The following is an 18,009-nucleotide window of genomic DNA, read 5'->3' on the forward strand; positions in this document are numbered from 1 at the left end:
TACTACGTACGCTTACAACGTACTCAAAATCAATCGAGAGGTAGCACCATGTCCACCATCGCGATCATCGTCCTGTTCGTCTGGCTCGGTTGGCTCGTCGTGACCGAGTGGGTGCCGATGTTCCCGCTGAACGACCTCCGGCCCGGCAACATCGGCCAGCGCGTGCTCGCGGCCTGCGTCAACTACCCGTTCCCATTACTGATCGCCGCCGGGGTCGCACTGCACCAGACCTGGTCGCTGATCGCCGCCACCGCGCTCTGCGTGCTCATAGTCGGCGGACACGTACGGAACTGGTGGCTCCCCTACTTCCGCGGCGGCACGGCCGCCCAGCGGGAGACCTATCAGCGCGAGTACAGCCGGACGCTCAAGATCCTGCCGACCGAGGGGCATGAGGTGGTGATCGACGTTCAGCACCTGGTGGTGGGCGCTCTGTCCTTGCTCATGCTGGCCACCACGCTGATCGTTACCCTGGGTGGATGAACGAGCCCGCACCCCGGCGCGGCAGGGGACGCCCAGCCGTCCTGACCCGCGAACGGATCGTGGCCGCGGCCATCGACGTACTGGACGCCGAGGGGCTCGACGCGCTCACCATGCGCCGCCTCGGCACCCAGCTCGGGGTCGCGGCCATGTCCCTGTATCGCCACCTGCCGAACCGGGACGCGGTGCTCGCCGCGGTGGTCGATCACCTGTTCGCCGAGGCCGTGATCGACCTCGAAGCGGACATGCCGTGGCCCGAGGCACTCGCCCGGTTCGCGGGGGCCTACCGGCGGATGCTGCTCGGTCATCCGCACGCCGTGCCACTGCTGGCGACCCATCCGGTGGACATCGATCTGGGGCTGGAGCTGCTGGCCGGGCTGCTGGACCGCTTCGGGGCGGCGGGGATCCCGCGTCAGGACGCGCTCACCGCCATCCAGTCGATCGCCGTCTACGTCCTGGGCCACGCCCTGGCCCAGGTCGGCACCCCACCGGGCAGCACTGACGCCCCGCAACCGAACGGCACGGCGGTGGTGGCGTTTTACGACCAGTGGTTCGAGGCGGGGATGCGGGCCATGGTTTCGGGGTTCGAGGGGCGGCTCGGTCAAGAGCGTTGACCCTCAGCCCGCCGCCTGCCGCACGAGTGTGGCGATCCGCGCCTCGTCGTCGGCGGTCAACTTCGTCAGCGCGAAGGCGGTCGGCCACATGGTGCCGTCGTCGAGGTTCGCCGGGTCGTTGAAGCCGAGGGTGGCGTACCTCGCCTTGAACTTCTCCGCGCTCTGGAAGAAGCAGACGACCTTGCCATCCTTGGCGTAGGCGGGCATCCCGTACCAGAGTTTCGGTGACAGAGCCGGCGCGCCGGCTTTGACGACCGCATGGATCCGCTCAGCGAGGACCCGGTCCGCTTCCGCCATCTCGGCGATCTTCGCGAGCACGTCGCGCTCCCCGTCGGCTTTGGCCGCGCGCGAGCCGCGGCGCGCGGCCGTCTTCAGCTCCTGGGCGTGCTCCTTCATCGCGGCTCGCTCTTCGTCGGTGAACCCATCGAACTTCTGGTCAGACTTACGCGTTTCGTTCATGGTGGAAATCTCCCTCTTGGTATGGGCGACGACGGGCTGGCAAAGGTGAGGCGAGCGGTCCCGGGCCGCGGGTCCGGGACCGCGCACCGCTCACCCCCATGCGCCGGCGATCTGCCGGGTGGTGGCGTTGAGCCGGTTGAACAGGTTGGTGACGCCGATCATCAGCACGATCGCGGCCAACTGCTTCTCGTCGAAATAGGTGGCGGCCCTGTCCCAGACCTCGTCGCTCACCGCGTCGGGACGGTCGGCCAGCCGCGTCGCGGCCTCGGCCAGTTCGAGCGCCGCCCGCTCCTCCTCGGTGAAGTACGGGGCCTCCCTCCAGGCGGCGACCGTGGCCAGCCGCTCGTCGCTCACCCCGGCCTTGCGGGAGCTCTTGGCGCCCGCGTCGACACAGGCGCTGCAGCCGTTGATCTGGCTGACCCGCAGGTGCACCAGCTCCAGGGTCTGACCGTCCACCCCACCGGCGTGCACGGCCTTGAAGAGCTGCTGGATGGGCTGCATCGCGTCGGGCAGGATGGCGGCCGGGTTCTGCATACGGGACTGCATTGTGGTTCTCCTCTTCCGGATCGGCGCCCCGTCCCTCGGGGCGTGACTCCATAACAGCCGAACGGGCTTGCCATGACGATGGCGATGGGACACCGTGGGACAGCTGAAACGGCTATGGCCTGCGGCGATTCGTCCAGGTAAGTTGCTTCGGCGGTGGGACAGAGAGGCAGGACACAGCGGATGACCAAGGCGGACCCTCAAGACGAACTGGCCGCCCGGCTGCGTCTGCTCCAGGAGCTGTCCGGGCGCGGCGTGCGGGCCCTCGCGCGGGACACGGGTCTCAGCTCGTCGTCGCTGTCGCGCTACCTCAGCGGCCAGTCGGTGCCGCCCTGGCCCGTGGTGATCGAGCTCTGCCGCCTCGTCAAGCGTGACCCTCGTCCGCTGCGCCCCTTGTGGGAACGGGCCACGAACCCCCTGCCGGCGCCTCCGAAGACGAGCCGCCAGGTCCAGCCCCCGTCGGCGCCCGCCGGTGCCCCACGCCCGCCCCGCAACGATCTGCCGCGCGACGTGCCCGACTTCACCGGACGTGAGGCCCAGCTCGCCGCCGTACTCGCCGCGGTGGACGGCAGCCGGGTGGTCGCCTTAGACGGCATGGCGGGCGTCGGAAAGACCTGTCTTGCGGTGCACGCCGCGCACCGGCTCGCCGCCGAGTACCCGGACGCCCAGCTCTATCTGGACCTGCACGGGTTCACCGACGGGCGGGAACCACTCGATCCCGATCCCGCGCTGCGGACCTTGCTCGCCGCCCTCGACGTCCCATCGGAAAAGATCCCGCAGGAGGGTGGTGTCGAGCCGCTGGCCGCCTGCTGGCGGTCGGAACTCGCCGGTCGGCGGGCCGTCGTGGTCCTCGACAATGCCGCCAGTGCTGACCAGGTCCGCCTGCTGCTGCCCGGCGCGGGCCCCTCCGTCGCCCTGATCACCAGCCGCAACCGGCTGCTGGGCCTGGAGGAGGTGCCCCCGGTGTCACTGGACGTGCTGACCCCGGAGGAGAGTGCGGAGCTACTGGTCCGCGCCAGCGGCGATCCCAGCGGCCCCGACGGCCGGCTGGCCCGCGACCCGGAGTCCGCGGCCGAGGTGCTGCGGTTGTGCGGCCATCTGCCGCTGGCCCTGCGGCTGGCCGGGGCCCGGCTGCGGCACCGGCCGGGCTGGACCGTGGGCATCCTCGTCGAACGCATGGCGGAGGGCGCGAGCGAGTTCGACACCGCGTTCGCCATGTCCGTACGGCAGCTGGGCCGGGCCGAGCGCCGGCTGTTCCGGTTGCTGGGCCTGCTGTCCGGGTCGTCCTTCGACGAGTACGTGGCCGCGGCGCTGGCGGACGTACCGCTGCGCAGGGCCCAGGCGATGCTGGAGGACCTGCTCGACGCGCACCTCGTCCAGCAGCCGTCGGCTGGTCGCTACACGCTGCACGACCTGGTGCACCAGCACGCGCGCCGAGCCGCCGCGGAGCAGGATTCTCCGGCGGAGCGTGAGCAGGCGCTGGGCCGGGTGCTCGACTATTACGTGCACGCGGCGGCCGCCGCCGACGCCGCGATGCCGGACGTGTCCGGCAGCCGCGCGGCCTCCGCGGGCCGGCCCCCGGCCGAGCTGCCGCGGTTCACCGACAAGCACGCTGCTCTCGGCTGGTTCGCCACGGAGTACACGAACCTGATGGGCGTCTTCGAGGTGGCGGTCGCCACCGGAGCCGACGCGCACGCGAGCGAGCTGCCGCGCTTCATGCGGGCGTTCTTCGCGCGGCGCTGCGGCACGACGCACCTCAACGTCCTCTTCGAGCGATCGCTGACCGCCGCCCAGCGCCTGGGCGATCCGCGGCAACTGGCCGAGGCGCACAGCGACCTGGGTTTCGCCCGCTACAACGCGGGCCGGATGGCGGAGGCCGGCGCCGCGTACGAGGCGGCGGCACCGCTGCTGTCCCAGGCCGGGGACATCCGCTCCGAGGCGGACCTGATCATGCGCCGCGGCCTCCTGGGGTGGGACGAGGGCCATGTCGAGGAGCCACTCGACCTCTTCCGGCTGGCGGGGAAGCTGTACGCCGACGCCGGCTGCCCGATGGGCGCGGCCCATGCGAGCGCCTACGAGGCTTGGGCGCTGCTGCAGCTGGGACACCGTGAGGAGGCGGCGCGGCTGGCCCGCGAGGTGCTGAACATCCCGCACCCCGACCCCGCCTGGCCGGCCGCGCTGACCGCCCGGATCACCCTCGGCATGGCCATCGCCCACGAGCGACCCGACGAGGCCGCGGCGCACCTGCGCCAAGCACTGGAACTCGCCCGCGAGGACGGCCACAAACACAACGAGGCGTGGTGTCTCAACTGCCTGGGCGTCGCCCTGCGTCAGATGGGCCGCTACGAAGAGGCGCTGGCCAGCCATCGGCAGGCGTTCACGCTCCTGGACGAGCTGTTCGAGGAAGAGTGGAAGATGCACTTCTTCCACGATTACGGCGAGACCTGCCGGCTGGCCGGCCTGCCCGACGAGGCACTGCGCCTGCACCGTCAAGCACTCGAACTGGCCCGGAAGGTGGGCTACCGGTACAAGGAGGCACTGGCCCACGAGGGGATCGCGGCCGTGCTCGACGGGACGGATCCGGCTGCCGCCACCGAGCACCGCGCGACGGCGCAGGCCATCCGCCAGGAGCTCACAAGGACGCGCGAATAAATCAGTTGCGATGGGCAGTGCACGCGCATAGGGTCGATGACATGCGCCTTTACCTGTAATTCGGCAACCCGTCCGGCGGTGCGCACACCCGCCGATCTCGTCCAAGACGCGGCAGCTGAGCTTGTCGACCGGCCATGGGCCGCGTCGTGAGTTTTGTAAAGGAGCTTCCTCATGCGAGTTCGTTCAGGCAAGAAGAAAAACGGCAAGAACCTCCCTGGGCAGGAGAGCCCGCCGGTTCCCCGGCAGATGCCGAGGATGCCGCAGCGGCCCATCGCGCCGCCCAGGCGGATCCCGTCCAAGGGACGCTAGTCCACTACCCGGGATGGTAGTACGTGCGGCGCGCGACCCGACGCCATGGGCGCGCCGCACTCCCCGCGGTGCCCCGGCCCCTCGTTCGAGGAGCCGGGGCACCGTCGTCAGGACTGAGTAACAGGGTCAGAGGCGCTCGATGATGGTGACGTTGGCCTGGCCGCCGCCCTCGCACATGGTCTGGAGGCCGTACCTGCCGCCCGTGCGCTCCAGCTCGTGCAGCAGCTTGGTCATCAGGATCGCGCCCGTCCCGCCCAGCGGGTGACCCAGGGCGATGGCGCCGCCGTTGGGGTTGACGGTGGCCGGGTCGGCGCCGAGTTCCTTCATCCACGCCAGCGGCACCGGCGCGAACGCCTCGTTGATCTCGGTGACCGCGATGTCATCGATCGACATCCCCGCCTTCTTCAGCGCCCGCCGCGTCGCCGGGATCGGCGCCGTCAGCATGAACACCGGGTCGTCACCCATGAGCGCGAGCTGGTGGATGCGGGCGCGCGGGGTCAGCCCGTGGTCCTTCACGGCCTGCGCCGAGGCGATCAGCACCGCGCCCGAGCCGTCGGAGATCTGCGACGCCGTGGCGGCGGTGATCTGGCCGTCTTCCTTGAGCGTCTTCAGCCCGGCCATCTTCTCGAGGGTCGTGTCCGCGCGCGGTCCCTCGTCGTCGGAGACGCCGTTGATGGGGGCGATCTGGTCCTTGAAGTGGCCGTTCGCGATGGCCTTGGCGGCCCGCTGGTGGGATTCGAAGGCGTACCGTTCCAGCTCGTCGCGCTTGAGGCCCCACTTCTCGCACATCAGCTCCGCGCCGCGGAACTGTGAGATCTCCTGCTTGCCGTACCGTTCGACCCACATGTCGCCGAACGGGAACGGCATGCCCTTCTCCAGCGCGGCCGTGATCGACGAGCCCATGGGGACGATGCTCATCGACTCGACTCCGGCCGCCACGACCAGGTCTTGGGTGCCGGACATGACGCCCTGCGCCGCGAAGTGGATCGACTGCTGCGAGGAGCCGCACTGCCGGTCGATGGTGACACCGGCCGTGGTCTCCGGCAGTCCCGCCGAGAGCCAGGCATTCCGCGCGATGTCCATGCTCTGGGGGCCGAACTGCATGACGCACCCCATGATGACGTCCTCCACCGCGGTGGGGTCGACGCCGGTGCGGTCGATCAGCGCCTTCAGCGTGTGAGCGGCCAGGTCAGTGGGGTGGACGGTGGAAAGGCCGCCCTTCTTCTTGCCGACCGGGGTACGGACCGCCCCGACGATGTACGCCTCTGCCACAGTGCCCTCCTGAAACCGAGCATTGTTCGGTTATTAGGGAGAGACTACAACAGAACGATGCTCTGCGCCCCGTCACCCCGGAGGCAGAAGGTCCTCCACCGCGTCGATCCGGAACCGCCAGCGGTCCACGATCAGCCCGTTCAGCTCGTCCGACAGACGCAGTGCGAGCGCGCCGACCTTCGCGGGGTCATCGCCGCGCAGCTCGATCGCGGTCAGCTCGGTGGCGAAGGGCAGCAGCTCCTGCACGGCGGGCGGCCGGCCCTTCTCCGGGACCACGAGGATCCGTATGTCGCCGACCGTGTAGAGGAAATCGTCCTGGTCGGCGTCGCTGCCGGCAGCGGGGACCTCGGCAACCGCTTCGGCTTCTCCGTCGGCATCCGCGTCACCATCGGCGTCCACTGTCGCGGCGTCGGCCTCAGACTCGGCTTCGCTGTCGACGTCTGCGGCACTCTCGGTGTCCGCGGTCGCGACGTCGGGCTTGCCGTCGCCGTCCGCATCCGCGTCCGTGCTCGCGACCGCATCCGCGTCGACCTCCGCATCCGCGTCCGCATCTGCGGTCGCGGCGTCGGCGATCGCGGCGTCCTCAGGTACGGCGGCCTCGGTCGCGGTGCCCGTGATCGCCGCGTCCTCGGTCGCGGCGTCCGAGGTCGCCACGTCCGTGGCGCCGTCGGCATCGTCGCTGTCGCCTGTTTCGGCTTTGTGGCCGCCCTCGATGCGGCTCAGCACCGCTCGCAGTTCGTCCGGCGTCGGCCGTACCGGAAGGATCACCGCCGGGCCGCCGCGATCGTCGTCGGCGGGATCGGTCACCTCTCCCCTGCACACGGCCAGCCCACCGAGGCGGAAGGCGATCCCCTCGGCCAGGTAACGGTCGAAGTAGTCGAACGGCAGGGGCCCTTCGGCCACCACCCGGCAGGCCCACACCTGTTCCAGCTCGTCGCCCACCAACGCGGGCTCGGCCTCGACCGGGGCGTGCACGCGGACGTCCACCGCCACGACGTCACCGCCGTCCTCGCGGGCCTCCGGGTCGGCCAGTCGTACCACTCGCAGGAGATCTGCCTGGCTCGGTTTGGCGGGCAGGGCCGCCGTCGGGCCAGTACGCAGTCTCCGCTTAGCCATCCAGCCCATGCGCGCGCCTCCGCGTTCAGCCTCGATAGGAGCTTGTCATCGTCGCATAGACGATGATGTTGTCGGTGTAATGACCGATACTGCGGTTGTACGTGCCGCCGCAGGTGATGAGGTGCAGCTGGGCGTTGGTCTGGTTGCCGTAGACCCGCTGGGTGGGGAACGTCTTCTTGCTCGCCTGCTCCACGCCACCGACGGTGAACACGGCGGTCGTGTGGTCCTGCCGCTTGACCTCGATGGTGTCGCCGTTGCGGATCTCGTACAGGCGACTGAAGACGGCGCTGCGCGTCCGGGTGTCCTTGTGCCCGAGCATCACAGCCGGACCGGCTTCGCCGGGGGTGGACATGTTCCGGTACCAGCCGGCCAGGTTGGGGTTGTCGGCCGGCGGCACCTGGATGGTCCCGTCCTTGGCGAGCCCGACGGACTGGACCGGCGCGTTGATCCCCAGCCGCTTGATCACGATCCGCTGCGGGGTGGACGGCAGCATCGGGGGTGCCGGGTTCAGCGCCGGCAACGGCGGCGGCGCCGTGGGGGCCGCCTTGAACAGGGCCTGTGCCGGCTGTCCCGTGGCCTTGCCGTCGGGCTGAACGGTGACGGGCAGCGTGTCACGCTGGCTGGCCAGACCATACTCCTGGGGCGAACGCAGCACGATCAACAGCCCCGCCACCACGGTCACCACCCCGGCCACGGCGGCCAGGATCAGCACCGACCTGAGGACCGTGCTTCCCCTGTCCTGCGGCGGCTCACCCCCGTAGGGGTACTGTCCGGCCACGTCGGTCAGCCCTTGGAGATGGTACGGCGACGCAGCACGAGTCCTCCAACGCCGGCGGCGAGGATCAGTAGGGATCCGGTCAGCACGATCATCCTGCCGTCGGGACCCATGTCACCGCCACCACCTGTGTCGGCTCCGGCCTTGGGGGTCTTGGAGCTCTTGGTGGTGGTCTTCGTAGCAGTGGGCGTCTTGGTGACGATTTTGGTGTGCGTCTTGGTGGGCTTGGGGGACGAGCTGGTGGGGGTGGTCGTTGGCGTGGTGGTGGGGGTGGAACTGCTGGTCGGAGTGCCGGTGGGGGTGGTGCCGGCGGTCGCGACGGTGATCAGAGCCGCCGCGGCGGTCGCCTCGGCCTCGGAACCGGTCTTGACGCTGCAGGTGTACCAAGTAGACGGTGCCGTGCCGCTTGTGGGGCCCACCTGCAGGATGAAGTCGTCGGGCACAACGGCGATCACACCGGTCGCCTTGGGCGTGAGCGAAATCAGGACCGGCGGGATGGGCATGGTGGCCTTGGCGGTGACCGGTGCGAGGGGCGTCATGGACGCACCAACCGACCGCGTCTCAGTCGGACTGGGATTCGGCGTCCCAGTGATCACCGCGGTCGCCTGGATGACCACGCGGTCTGTGGTGGCGATCGCCGACGGTGCCGTGAACGACGTCGGCGAGGCCGCCGGCTGGGCGATCTTCCATGTCACCACCGCTGTGGAGCTGGGCGTTGGCGTGGTCAGTGGCCCTTGCAGGTCCATCTCGAATTTGTAGTCGACACCTGCGCCCGTGCCTGTCGTGCACGTGTAGGTCACCGGTTTCGTCGCCATCGCCTGGGCCACCGCCGGGACAACCCAGAAAATACCTGCACCCGCTACGGCCAGGCCAGATGCCTTGAGGGCGAGGCGGCGCCTCGCCTTGGACGTCAGCACTGTCCTTCTCCGTTCAGCGCAGTAACAACAGGCGTATCAGAATCCCAGCCGTTGGTCACGGTTAGGTAGAGATGATACGAACTGTCCCTGTGAAGTTCGCGTAAACCCTACAAGCAAGCACTTGCCCGCCTCACCCCTTCTTCTTGGACAGGGTGGCGTACACGATGATGTTGTCCGTGTAGCTGTGGGCCGTCTTGTTGAAGACACCCCCGCAAGTGATCAGCCTGAGCTGCGCGTTCTTCGTGTTCCCGTACACGCGAGCGGTCGGGAACGAGGACTTGCTGACCTGCTCGACCCCGCTCACCGTGAATCGCGTCACCTTCTTGTCCGACCGGTACACGTAGATCTGGTCCCCCTTGGCCACCTCGGAGAGCCGGTAGAACACCGCCGCGCCCTTCGTGGTGCTCACGTGGCCGTTGATCACCGCGGGCCCCAGCTCGCCCGGGACCGGCGAGAACTTGTACCAGCCCGTCAGGGTCGGCTTGGACAGCGGCGGGGTGGTCAGGTTGCCCTTGATGTCGACGGTGACCGAGCCGATCGTGGCGTTGACCTTGATCTTCGGAATCTTGATGCGGACCGGCGCCGCCTTCTTGGCCTTGGTCTTGGCCGGCGGGATCGGTGCGACGACCGGGGCGGCGGCCAGCGGCGGCGGGGCGTCCAGGCGAGCCGGGGTGAGCGGCACATTCTTGCCGCCCGGGCCCACGGTCGGGGGCAGGACGAAAGCGCCGGCCGCGTTCTGAATCTGAACCGTGCTCGGCTGGGCCTGCGGTCCGGGACCCGAGCCGTCGTCCACGGTCGGCGCCAGCGACAGCAGGCCGACCATGATGGCGCCCACCCCGCCCAGCGACCCGGCGATCAGCAGCCCGGGAAGTGCCCTGTTCAGCAGCGGCTTCTGCTCGGTCATGACTCAACTCCTCCGGTGTGCCCGGCCTTGCGCCGCCGTAGCACCAGCCCTCCTGTGACGCTCCCCATGAGCAGCATGGAGCCGCCCGCGATCAGCCCGTACGACCCGCGCCCCGGCTCCGGAGCCACACCGGAGTCCACACCGCCCTTGGGCGTCTTGGCCACCTGCGCCTTGACGTACTTGGTCTTGGTCGTGGTCGGTTTGGGGGTCGCCGTACTGGTGTTCACGCCGCCCGGCACCACGCTCACCAGGTTGCGGTCGATACCCGGGTTCACGTTCGGATACGAGACCGTCGGGCTGCTCGACGGGCTGACCGAGCCGCTTGGGGTGGGGGTCGGGGTGGGGGTGGGGGTCGGCGTGGGTGTCGGGGTCGGCGTCGGCGAGTTGGGGGTGGCGCCGGGCACCGTCACCTCGATGGCGCCGGGGTCGCCCTGCAGCGTGCACGTGGCCTGGTTGTGGGTCGGCGGCTCGTCCAGGTTGCCGGTGGTCACCTTGAAGGCGTCCACGTACGCGGTCTTGGCCTCGGTGTTGATGACCTCGATCGTGTGCGGTCCGTAGTCGAGCACCGGCGACTCCCAGAGGACCTCCTGGGCCTGGGTGCCGGTCATCGGGGTGCCGTCGCGGTCCTTGCCCGGCTCGACCAGCCCGTCGGTCACGGTGTCGCCGTCAAGGAGCACTCGCACCTCGCTGAGGTCCCGCTCGCGCCTGCTGATGTAGGCGACCTGGGTGCCGGTGAAGCTCAGCTTGGCGATGCCGTTCTTCGTGTTGGTCGTGTGCAGGTCGTAGAGGTGGTCGCCGAACTCTTCCTCGGTGTGGATCCGGCTCCAGTCCGGGGTGTACGAGATGACGCTCTTGTGGTTGTTGACCATCACCTCCCCCTCGGCGGGCTTGAACCGGACGACCAGCGCGGCCGGCTTGATCCGGACGGTGCCGGTGCGCTGCACGGAGCCGGCGTCGGACAGGCCGTCGGGGAGCACGAGCTGGTCGCCGGGCACGAGGTCCGCCTGGTCCTTGCTGCCCTTCGGCCGGAGCTGGCCGGTCCAGGCGCCGGTGATGTCGACCACGCCTTCGAGGTTGAGCGTGGAACCCGCCGGGAAGAACCCGGGCGATCCGAACCGGCGAGTGCCCTGATACTTGAGCGCCCAGCCGACATTCAGCATGCCGCCCTCGGTCAGCCTGGGCGTGATCGTGGCCTCCAGCTGGACGCCCGTCCCGGTCCCGGCGACACCACCCGTGCAGAGATACTTCGCGACGAGCGATGACTCCGCCTCGCCTGGAGTGGATGTCACCACGAACGCGGCTGATGCCGCCATGCCGACCGATGCGGCGATTAACGCCTTCCGCAACCGACTCACGGCACACTCCGATCAACACTAAGCCGAAGGTCGATCTTAGGGTCGATATCCGCCGAACACCGTAACTATCAGCACTTGTGATGAACCCGTGTCCGCCCCTGGAAAAGCCGCACCAGAATCGTATTCTGTTCTGCACACCCACCCAGCTTGGAGGCGACTGATGCGGCGAGACCTCTTCGATGAGGAGCACCTGCTTTTCCAGGAGACCGTGCGCGAGTTCATGGCCCGTGAAGTGACACCACACCACGGTGAATGGGAGAAGGACGGCATCGTCCCGCGCGAGGTATGGAAGAAGGCCGGCGAGATCGGCATGTTCGGATTCTCCGTCCCGGAGGAGTACGGAGGCGCCGGTGTCACCGACTTCCGGTTCAACGCGGTCATCGTCGAGGAGATCATCCGGCATGGGGCGTCAGGGCTCGGATTCGGCCTGCACAACGACATCATGGCGCCGTACCTCGTCGACCTGACCGACGAGGAGCAGAAGAGGCGGTGGCTGCCCGGGTTCGCCGGCGGCGAGCTCATCACGGCGATCGCGATGACCGAGCCGGGTGCCGGGAGCGACCTGCAGGGGATCAGGACGACCGCGGTCCGCGAAGGCGATCACTACCTGGTCAACGGGCAGAAGACGTTCATCACGAACGGGATCAACGCCGACCTCGTCGTGGTGGTCGCCAAGACCGATCCCGAGGCGGGGGCGCGCGGCACCACGCTGCTGGTCGTCGAGCGGGGTATGGAGGGGTTCGGGCGCGGCCGGAACCTCGACAAGATCGGGATGAAGGCGCAGGACACGGCCGAGCTGTTCTTCGAGAACGTCCGCGTTCCCGTGGCCAACCGGCTCGGCGCCGAAGAGGGCCAGGGTTTCTTCCAGCTCATGAACAACCTGCCCCAGGAACGCCTGTCCATCGCGGTGGCGGCGGTCGCGGCGGCGGAGACCGTGCTGGAGCAGACCATCGAGTACTGCAAGTCTCGCCAGGCCTTCGGGCGGACCATCGGGTCCTTCCAGAACACCCGGTTCGTCCTGGCGGAGCTGGCCACCGAGACGGAGATCGCCCGTCACTACGTGGACAAGTGCATCGTGGCGCTCAACGCCAAGGAGCTGACCGTGGTCGACGCCGCCAAGGTCAAGTGGTGGACCACCGAGCTCCAGAACAAGGTCATCGACCGCTGCCTCCAACTGCACGGCGGTTACGGCTACATGATGGAGTACCCGGTCGCCAAGGCCTGGATCGACAGCCGCGTCCAGACCATCTACGGCGGCACCACCGAGATCATGAAGGAGATCATCGGACGGTCCTTCGGGTTCTAGAATCCGGACGCATGACGCGTCCTCGGGTAAAACCGGAGCATCGCCCGTATCGTCTCGACAACGGCACGATCCGGATAGGCGGGGAAATCTACGGACTCGCCAGTGAGATCGAGGACCCGAACGGCCACGCCTGGCACGCCCTCCAGCTCATGGACGGCACCCGTACCCGAGGAGAGATCGTCACCGCGCTCGCGGATCGCTGCCCGAACGCGGCCGAGCTCGTCACGACGCTGCTGGACTCCGGCCATGTCGAGGACGCGTCGGCCGCGCCGCCGCCGGAGCTGGCCCCCGCCGAGCTGGACCGGTACGCCAGGAACGCCGCCTACTTCCGCTGGGCGAGCCTGCGCCCGCGCGAGCCGAGCTGGGCACCGCAGCTCCTGCTCAAGCGGGCCAGGGTGGTCGTGCTCGGCCTGGGCGGCACCGGCTCGCACGCCGCCTGGGCCCTCACCGCCGCCGGCGTCGGCACGATCCACTGCGTCGACGGCGATCGCGTCGAGCTGTCCAACCTCAACCGCCAGACCCTGTACGGCGAAGAGGACGTGGGCCTGCCCAAGGTGGACGTCGCCACGGAACGGCTGCGAGCGGTCAACTCCCACATCGAGGTGACCGGCGAGAACCGGCGGATCGGCAGCCTGGCGGAGCTGACCCGGCTGATCACCGGCTTCGACGTGCTCGCGCTCTGCGCGGACGAGCCACGCGAGCCCGATGGCATCCGCCGGTGGGCGAACCGGGCCTGCGCTGCCGCGGGCATCCCCTGGGTGGGCGGCGGCTACGAGGGCCCGCAGTTGTCGGTGGGCGTCTTCGCGCCGGGTTTCCCGTGTTACGAGTGCCTGCGGGCGGAAGGCGAGCGCCGCGGAAGGATGACCGACTCCGGCTGGCCCGGCGTGCTCTCGACCTCGGGCGGCCTGTCGGGCCTGCTCACCGCCCACGCGGTGATCTCACTGCTGACCGGCATCCCCGACGTCGCCCCCGGTTACGCGTACGGCCTCAACCTGGTGGCGCCCGACGACCAGATCTTCGTCCGCTTCCCCGCGCGTGACGAGTGTGACGTGTGTAGTGCTTGACAGCAGTGGTTGATCGTTCAGAATCGCGTCAGTCACCCATACCGAAACCGACCCAGGAGGCTGCTGAGTGCGTCCCGAAGAGATCGCGCCGGAGGACAGCCGAGAGACCCAGCCGAAGAAGAAGATCACGGTTCGCCGGCTGGCGAAGATGGAGACCAAGGGCTGGCCGGCCAGCCACGGCAACTCCAACTGACACCGCGCGGCAAGGGCTCCGACACCGCATACTGGTCAGCATGGATGGCGGCCTGATCCTGCTGGTTTTCCTGGCGTTGCTGTTCGCCTGGGGCCTCAACCGCGTGCGCCGGGCGCTGCGCCTGGGGCCCGTGGGCTACGTCGGGGTGATGATCGTCTTCGTCATCGTCATGCTGCTCGTCTATGGCCAGACGTTCCGCTAGCCGGGGAGCCCCTCGACGAAGCGGGTGAGGAGCCGCGCGAACTCCGCGCGCTCCGCGTCCGACCATTCCGTCATGGCTGCGGCGAACGCCGTCTGCCTGCCGTGATGCGCCTGCTCCAGCGCCGTCCGGCCTTCGTCGGTCAGCACGAGCAGCGCCCTGCGCCCGTCGGCCTGGTCCGCCTCACGCCTGACCAGGCCGGCCGCGACGGCCGCCGCCACCAGCCTGCTCGCCCTCGGCTGGTCGACCGAGAGCGCGTCGGCGACGGTCGAGACGGTGACGGGCGGGCTCGCGGCCTCGATCACGTCGAGCACCTCGAACTCCGGCCCCGGCGCGCCCTGCAGCCGCGCCAGCGCGCGTCTGCTCTGCCTGCGCCTGATCGCGACCATGGCGCGCTCGACTGCTGCAATATCATTGTCAAAATACATATAGTTGCTACTATACATCCATGAACCGAAGAGTCGGATACTTGCTCAAACACGTCCACACACTCCTTGAGGAGACGATGGGCCGTGCGCTACACGACCATAAGCTCTCGCGCCGCGAATGGCAGACGCTCAACGCCGTATCCGAGGGCGACGACCCCTACGAGGCACTGGATGCCTTCGACGGCACCGGCGACGCGGTGCGCGAGCTGACCACCAGGGGATGGATCAACGGCACCGCCCTCACCGAAGAAGGCAAGGCGGTCCACGCGGCGGTCATCGGCCGCGTGGAGGAGTACAGACGGCTGGCCACCCAGGGCGTCAGCACGGAAGACTTCCAGACCGCTCTCGCCGTGCTCAACCAGATGGCCGCCAACCTCGAAGCGGCCTAGCCGCCGCTGCCTTCCAGCAGCACCCGGGTCACCAGCCCCGGATCGTCGCTCATCGGCACGTGACCGCAGCCCTTGAGCAGCTTGACCCGCTGCCCCGACCACCTGGCGGCGCGCACGGCCTGACGGCGCAACAGCAGCCGGTCGTGCTCGCCCCAGGCGATCGTGATGGGCGACTTGGGCGGCGCGGGCGGCATCACGCCGGAGAACGCCTCCAGCGTCTCCTCGAAGCCGGACGAAGCGCCCAGCGCCTGGGTGGCGGCGATCAGGGCCGTCGGCGACATCCGGGATGGATGGGCGACCAGGAGCCCGGCCGACAGGGCCCGGCCCAGTGGGTGCTCGGCGAGCCGGACGGCCTGCTCCGGCGGCAGCGACCTGGCCGTGGCCCGCAGCGCGCGCAGCACCGCCTGGCAGTACAGCAGCTCGGGGCGCGACCAGAAACCCGCGGGCGACAGCGCGGTGGCCGTCGCGACCACGCCGCGCGAGGCCAGCTCCAGCGCGACGTAACCACCGAGCGAGTTGCCCGCGACGTGCGGATCACGCACGCCGAGTAGCGCGCAGAACGACTCGACCGCGTCGGCGAGCGACTCTGCGGTGTACGGAATGGCATCGGGCAGGCCGGGCGAGACGCCGAAACCGGGCAGGTCGATGGCGATGACCGTGCGCGAGGCGGCCAGGCGGTCCATGACCGGCAGCCACGCCTGCCAGTGGTGGCCGATGCCATGAATGAGGATCAGCGGCGCACCGGTGCCGCGACGCTCGTAGGCCAGCTCCATGGCCTCGAGTCAACCACTCAGCGGCTACGGGTGGGAATCTCGAACCAGACGGCTTTGCCTTCCCTGGTGGGTCGCGACCCCCAGCGCCTGGCGAGCTGGTCCACCAGGTAAAGGCCGCGTCCGCCCTCGTCGTTCTCCCCCGCGCTCCGGATCCGCGGCAGGCGCAGGTCCTGGTCGAACACCTCGACCCAGACCGACTCCTCACCCCGGCGCAGCCGCAGCGTGAACTCCTTGTCGCCGACCACCTCGTCCTCGAAGCCGGGCACGTCCCAGGACTCCTCGAACGGCAGCGGCGGCCCCTCGACGACCAGCTCCCTGCGTGGCACGCCCGCGTGGGCCGCGTGGAGCACCACGTTGGTGACGACCTCGGAGACGAGCAGGCAGGCCAGCTCGGCGCGCTCCTCAGGGACGTTCCAGCCGCCGAACGCCTCGGAGGCCATCCGGCGCGCCTCGCCGACCATGATCGGCTGCGCCGGGAACGTGCGCTCCTCGACGTCGAGGTCCGACTGGCTCGACCGGACCACCAGGATCGCCATGTCGTCGTCGATCTCGCCGGGCACCGCGACGGTCGCGGCGTCGGCCACCCGCTCCACCTCGGAGTCGGCCATCTTCGCCAGCTTCTCGCAGAGCACGCCCAGTGTCTCGGCGTCGGTCGGCATCCGGCCGTCGCGGCCGGGGCGGCGGTCGACCAGGCCGTCGGTGTAGAGGAGCAGCGCCGCGCCGGGCGGCAGCGTGCGGGTCTCCTCCTTGTAGACGAGGTCGGCGTGCAGGCCCTTGGCGCGTACGCCCAGCGGCTGGCCGACCTCCTCGATGTCGAGCTCGACGCACTGGCCGTCGACCAGCAGCAGCGGCGGCGCGTGACCGGCGTTGGCGAACGAGAGCTGCCGCGACCAGGCGTCGTAGACGAGGTATTGGCAGGTCACGATCGGCGGCACGCTGATGTCGGCGCCGCTGTCGTCCTTCTCCGGATCGGCGATGATGCGGGTCCACTCGTCGAGCCTGGCCAGGATGTCGGCCGGTGACTTGTCGTCCTGGGCGAAGGCCCGCAGCGCCGCCCTGAGCTGGCCCATGATGGCCGCGGCCTTGGCGCCCCGGCCCTCCACGTCGCCGATGACGATGCCGACGCGACCGGCCGACAGCGGGATCACGTCGTACCAGTCGCCGCCGACCTGGGTCTGGATGCCCTGGCCGTGGGAGGCGAGCGGCGCCGCCGGGTAGTAGCGCACCGCGATCTGCAGGCCGTCGAGCTGCGGCAGCGCCCGCGGCAGCAGGTGCTTCTGGAACGACTCGGCCGTGTGCCGCTCCTCCTCGAACAGCAGCGCGTTGTCGATCGCGAGCGCGACCCGGGTGGCGATGGCGCCGACGAAGTCGCGGTCGAACGCGTCGTAGTGGGGGCTGCGGCGGTCGGTGAGGTTGGACAGGCCCAGGTACATCAGGCCGAGCGTCTCGCCGCGTACGCACAGGGGGGCGACGATGGCGGAGGTCATGCCGACCTCGCCGCACAGCTTGGCGCTGCCCTCGCTCGGCGAGGGGAAGCTGCTGGTGGCGAAGTCCTCGACGAGGATGGTCTCCTGGCGGCGCAGCGCGGTGTCGGCGTAGTGGCTGGCCGGGTAGCGGATCTCCGCGCCGATCGGCTTCCAGGTGCCGGGCGGCGGGCTCCATCCCTGGACGTGCTGCGAGACCCGGCGGACCAGCCGGTCGCCCTCCATCAACTCGATGAAGCAGTGGTCGGCGAACTGCGGGACGAGCATCTCGGCCACCCGCTTGAGCGTCTCCTCGACGTACAGCGAGCCGGCCAGCCGCTCGCCGATGCGCTCCAGCAGGCCGAAGCGGTCCTTCTCCCGCTCGTTGCTGCGCAGCGCCTCGCGGGCGGTGACGACGATGCCCGTCACCGACCCGGAGGGATGGCGCAGCGGCACGGCCTGGGCGCGCACATAGACGATCGTGCCGTCACCCCGCCGCACGTCGAAGGTGCCCTCCCACACGCCGCCCTTAAGTACGTGCTTGGTCAGCTCGATGGCGAGCGGGTGGTCCTTCTCCATGATGCCGAGCGACAGCATCGAGGTGTCACGTGACGACTTCGAAGGGCGCCCGAAGAGCTTCTCGGCGAACGGATTCCAATACAGGAGGTTGCTGAAGCGGTCGGTCACGACGACCGCCATCTCCGCATGATCAAGTACGGATTCGGCCGCCAGCTGATCAGCCTCGTCGTGCGACAGATCCCCCCAACGCTTCATCCGGAGACCACTCCTAGGGAGGGCATG

At 69.3% G+C, this 18,009-nt stretch carries 21 protein-coding genes; 10 read left to right on the forward strand and 11 right to left on the reverse strand.

Features of this window, described 5'->3' with window-relative positions; translation table 11 throughout:
* The first annotated feature begins 48 nt into the window (after nt 1-48).
* Both AB0B91_RS58225 and AB0B91_RS58230 read left to right on the forward strand, forming a co-directional pair.
* The gene (locus tag AB0B91_RS58225; RefSeq protein WP_358340669.1) at nt 49-480 is read left to right on the forward strand and encodes a hypothetical protein; all 432 of its coding nucleotides are present in this window, start codon (nt 49-51) and stop codon (nt 478-480) included.
* Nucleotides 477-1,091, forward strand: a complete 615-nt coding sequence (locus tag AB0B91_RS58230; RefSeq protein ID WP_358340671.1) for a TetR/AcrR family transcriptional regulator C-terminal domain-containing protein — start codon at nt 477-479, stop codon at nt 1,089-1,091. Before AB0B91_RS58225 ends, AB0B91_RS58230 begins: the two co-directional genes overlap by 4 nt.
* 3 nt (nt 1,092-1,094) lie before the next feature.
* On the opposite strand, the gene AB0B91_RS58235 is transcribed toward AB0B91_RS58230, so the two are convergent.
* The gene (locus tag AB0B91_RS58235) at nt 1,095-1,550 is read right to left on the reverse strand and encodes a DUF1801 domain-containing protein (RefSeq protein ID WP_358340673.1); all 456 of its coding nucleotides are present in this window, start codon (nt 1,548-1,550) and stop codon (nt 1,095-1,097) included.
* A 90-nt stretch (nt 1,551-1,640) separates the two neighbouring features.
* Nucleotides 1,641-2,096 (reverse strand): carboxymuconolactone decarboxylase family protein, encoded by a 456-nt coding sequence (locus AB0B91_RS58240; RefSeq protein WP_358340675.1) that lies wholly within the window; start codon nt 2,094-2,096, stop codon nt 1,641-1,643.
* A gap of 180 nt (nt 2,097-2,276) precedes the next feature.
* Here AB0B91_RS58240 and AB0B91_RS58245 point away from each other — a divergent pair, with 180 nt between their 5' ends.
* Together AB0B91_RS58245 and AB0B91_RS58250 are read left to right on the forward strand one after the other, a co-directional pair.
* Nucleotides 2,277-4,745, forward strand: coding sequence for a tetratricopeptide repeat protein (locus AB0B91_RS58245; protein WP_358340677.1), 2,469 nt, complete (start codon nt 2,277-2,279; stop codon nt 4,743-4,745).
* A 171-nt stretch (nt 4,746-4,916) separates the two neighbouring features.
* Nucleotides 4,917-5,054, forward strand: coding sequence for a hypothetical protein (locus AB0B91_RS58250; protein WP_358340679.1), 138 nt, complete (start codon nt 4,917-4,919; stop codon nt 5,052-5,054).
* A 126-nt stretch (nt 5,055-5,180) separates the two neighbouring features.
* Here the strand turns inward: AB0B91_RS58250 and AB0B91_RS58255 are convergent, their stop codons facing one another.
* From AB0B91_RS58255 to AB0B91_RS58270, 4 genes are all read right to left on the reverse strand, one after another.
* The gene (locus tag AB0B91_RS58255; protein WP_358340681.1) at nt 5,181-6,326 is read right to left on the reverse strand and encodes an acetyl-CoA C-acetyltransferase; all 1,146 of its coding nucleotides are present in this window, start codon (nt 6,324-6,326) and stop codon (nt 5,181-5,183) included.
* A gap of 72 nt (nt 6,327-6,398) precedes the next feature.
* The gene (locus AB0B91_RS58260; RefSeq protein WP_358340683.1) at nt 6,399-7,442 is read right to left on the reverse strand and encodes a hypothetical protein; all 1,044 of its coding nucleotides are present in this window, start codon (nt 7,440-7,442) and stop codon (nt 6,399-6,401) included.
* Nucleotides 7,443-7,467: 25 nt separating this feature from the next.
* The gene (locus AB0B91_RS58265; protein WP_358340685.1) at nt 7,468-8,220 is read right to left on the reverse strand and encodes a class F sortase; all 753 of its coding nucleotides are present in this window, start codon (nt 8,218-8,220) and stop codon (nt 7,468-7,470) included.
* 5 nt (nt 8,221-8,225) lie between these two features.
* Nucleotides 8,226-8,756: a hypothetical protein gene (locus tag AB0B91_RS58270; RefSeq protein WP_358340687.1), complete on the reverse strand. Its 531-nt coding sequence runs from the start codon at nt 8,754-8,756 to the stop codon at nt 8,226-8,228.
* Nucleotides 8,757-8,805: 49 nt separating this feature from the next.
* On the opposite strand from AB0B91_RS58270, the gene AB0B91_RS58275 reads away from it, so the two are divergent.
* Nucleotides 8,806-8,976 carry a hypothetical protein gene (locus AB0B91_RS58275; protein ID WP_358340689.1) on the forward strand — a complete coding sequence of 57 codons (171 nt, stop codon included), beginning with the start codon at nt 8,806-8,808 and terminating at the stop codon, nt 8,974-8,976.
* A gap of 288 nt (nt 8,977-9,264) precedes the next feature.
* On the opposite strand, the gene AB0B91_RS58280 is transcribed toward AB0B91_RS58275, so the two are convergent.
* Both AB0B91_RS58280 and AB0B91_RS58285 read right to left on the reverse strand, forming a co-directional pair.
* A complete protein-coding gene (locus AB0B91_RS58280) occupies nt 9,265-10,038 on the reverse strand; it encodes a class F sortase (RefSeq protein ID WP_358340690.1) in 774 nt (257 codons plus the stop codon).
* On the reverse strand, nt 10,035-11,393 hold the full coding sequence (locus tag AB0B91_RS58285; protein ID WP_358340692.1) for a hypothetical protein: 1,359 nt from the start codon (nt 11,391-11,393) through the stop codon (nt 10,035-10,037). Before AB0B91_RS58285 ends, AB0B91_RS58280 begins: the two co-directional genes overlap by 4 nt.
* Nucleotides 11,394-11,553: 160 nt before the next feature.
* On the opposite strand from AB0B91_RS58285, the gene AB0B91_RS58290 reads away from it, so the two are divergent.
* The 4 genes from AB0B91_RS58290 (at nt 11,554) to AB0B91_RS58305 (ending at nt 14,158) form a co-directional block, all read left to right on the forward strand.
* A complete protein-coding gene (locus AB0B91_RS58290; protein ID WP_358340694.1) occupies nt 11,554-12,699 on the forward strand; it encodes an acyl-CoA dehydrogenase family protein in 1,146 nt (381 codons plus the stop codon).
* An 11-nt stretch (nt 12,700-12,710) separates the two neighbouring features.
* Nucleotides 12,711-13,763: a HesA/MoeB/ThiF family protein gene (locus AB0B91_RS58295; RefSeq protein ID WP_358340696.1), complete on the forward strand. Its 1,053-nt coding sequence runs from the start codon at nt 12,711-12,713 to the stop codon at nt 13,761-13,763.
* A gap of 67 nt (nt 13,764-13,830) precedes the next feature.
* On the forward strand, nt 13,831-13,956 hold the full coding sequence (locus AB0B91_RS58300; RefSeq protein ID WP_281428996.1) for a hypothetical protein: 126 nt from the start codon (nt 13,831-13,833) through the stop codon (nt 13,954-13,956).
* 40 nt (nt 13,957-13,996) lie between these two features.
* The gene (locus AB0B91_RS58305; RefSeq protein WP_214643264.1) at nt 13,997-14,158 is read left to right on the forward strand and encodes a hypothetical protein; all 162 of its coding nucleotides are present in this window, start codon (nt 13,997-13,999) and stop codon (nt 14,156-14,158) included.
* On the opposite strand, the gene AB0B91_RS58310 is transcribed toward AB0B91_RS58305, so the two are convergent.
* Complete coding sequence (locus AB0B91_RS58310) at nt 14,155-14,544, reverse strand: MarR family transcriptional regulator (protein WP_358340698.1); 390 nt, start codon at nt 14,542-14,544, stop codon at nt 14,155-14,157. The two genes, AB0B91_RS58305 and AB0B91_RS58310, sit on opposite strands and share 4 nt — an antisense overlap.
* A 59-nt stretch (nt 14,545-14,603) precedes the next feature.
* Here AB0B91_RS58310 and AB0B91_RS58315 point away from each other — a divergent pair, with 59 nt between their 5' ends.
* Nucleotides 14,604-14,972: a hypothetical protein gene (locus AB0B91_RS58315; RefSeq protein ID WP_358340700.1), complete on the forward strand. Its 369-nt coding sequence runs from the start codon at nt 14,604-14,606 to the stop codon at nt 14,970-14,972.
* On the opposite strand, the gene AB0B91_RS58320 is transcribed toward AB0B91_RS58315, so the two are convergent.
* The gene (locus AB0B91_RS58320) at nt 14,969-15,745 is read right to left on the reverse strand and encodes an alpha/beta fold hydrolase (protein ID WP_358340702.1); all 777 of its coding nucleotides are present in this window, start codon (nt 15,743-15,745) and stop codon (nt 14,969-14,971) included. The two genes, AB0B91_RS58315 and AB0B91_RS58320, sit on opposite strands and share 4 nt — an antisense overlap.
* Before the next feature lie 17 nt (nt 15,746-15,762).
* Complete coding sequence (locus AB0B91_RS58325) at nt 15,763-17,982, reverse strand: SpoIIE family protein phosphatase (protein ID WP_358340704.1); 2,220 nt, start codon at nt 17,980-17,982, stop codon at nt 15,763-15,765.
* Nucleotides 17,983-18,009 lie beyond the last annotated feature (27 nt).

It is taken from the genome of Nonomuraea sp. NPDC049141 (genome assembly GCF_040648415.1).
In the GTDB taxonomy this organism is placed as follows: domain Bacteria; phylum Actinomycetota; class Actinomycetes; order Streptosporangiales; family Streptosporangiaceae; genus Nonomuraea.

Bases quoted from the DNA above. Each gene is read 5' to 3' on its own strand.
- AB0B91_RS58225 (WP_358340669.1), top strand. From the start codon at position 49: ATGTCCACCATCGCGATCATCGTCCTGTTCGTCTGGCTCGGTTGGCTC.
- AB0B91_RS58230 (WP_358340671.1), top strand. From the start codon at position 477: ATGAACGAGCCCGCACCCCGGCGCGGCAGGGGACGCCCAGCCGTCCTG.
- AB0B91_RS58235 (WP_358340673.1), bottom strand. From the start codon at position 1,550: ATGAACGAAACGCGTAAGTCTGACCAGAAGTTCGATGGGTTCACCGAC.
- AB0B91_RS58240 (WP_358340675.1), bottom strand. From the start codon at position 2,096: ATGCAGTCCCGTATGCAGAACCCGGCCGCCATCCTGCCCGACGCGATG.
- AB0B91_RS58245 (WP_358340677.1), top strand. From the start codon at position 2,277: ATGACCAAGGCGGACCCTCAAGACGAACTGGCCGCCCGGCTGCGTCTG.
- AB0B91_RS58250 (WP_358340679.1), top strand. From the start codon at position 4,917: ATGCGAGTTCGTTCAGGCAAGAAGAAAAACGGCAAGAACCTCCCTGGG.
- AB0B91_RS58260 (WP_358340683.1), bottom strand. From the start codon at position 7,442: ATGGCTAAGCGGAGACTGCGTACTGGCCCGACGGCGGCCCTGCCCGCC.
- AB0B91_RS58270 (WP_358340687.1), bottom strand. From the start codon at position 8,756: ATGACGCCCCTCGCACCGGTCACCGCCAAGGCCACCATGCCCATCCCG.
- AB0B91_RS58280 (WP_358340690.1), bottom strand. From the start codon at position 10,038: ATGACCGAGCAGAAGCCGCTGCTGAACAGGGCACTTCCCGGGCTGCTG.
- AB0B91_RS58290 (WP_358340694.1), top strand. From the start codon at position 11,554: ATGCGGCGAGACCTCTTCGATGAGGAGCACCTGCTTTTCCAGGAGACC.
- AB0B91_RS58295 (WP_358340696.1), top strand. From the start codon at position 12,711: ATGACGCGTCCTCGGGTAAAACCGGAGCATCGCCCGTATCGTCTCGAC.
- AB0B91_RS58305 (WP_214643264.1), top strand. From the start codon at position 13,997: ATGGATGGCGGCCTGATCCTGCTGGTTTTCCTGGCGTTGCTGTTCGCC.
- AB0B91_RS58310 (WP_358340698.1), bottom strand. From the start codon at position 14,544: ATGGTCGCGATCAGGCGCAGGCAGAGCAGACGCGCGCTGGCGCGGCTG.
- AB0B91_RS58315 (WP_358340700.1), top strand. From the start codon at position 14,604: ATGAACCGAAGAGTCGGATACTTGCTCAAACACGTCCACACACTCCTT.
- AB0B91_RS58320 (WP_358340702.1), bottom strand. From the start codon at position 15,745: ATGGAGCTGGCCTACGAGCGTCGCGGCACCGGTGCGCCGCTGATCCTC.
- AB0B91_RS58325 (WP_358340704.1), bottom strand. From the start codon at position 17,982: ATGAAGCGTTGGGGGGATCTGTCGCACGACGAGGCTGATCAGCTGGCG.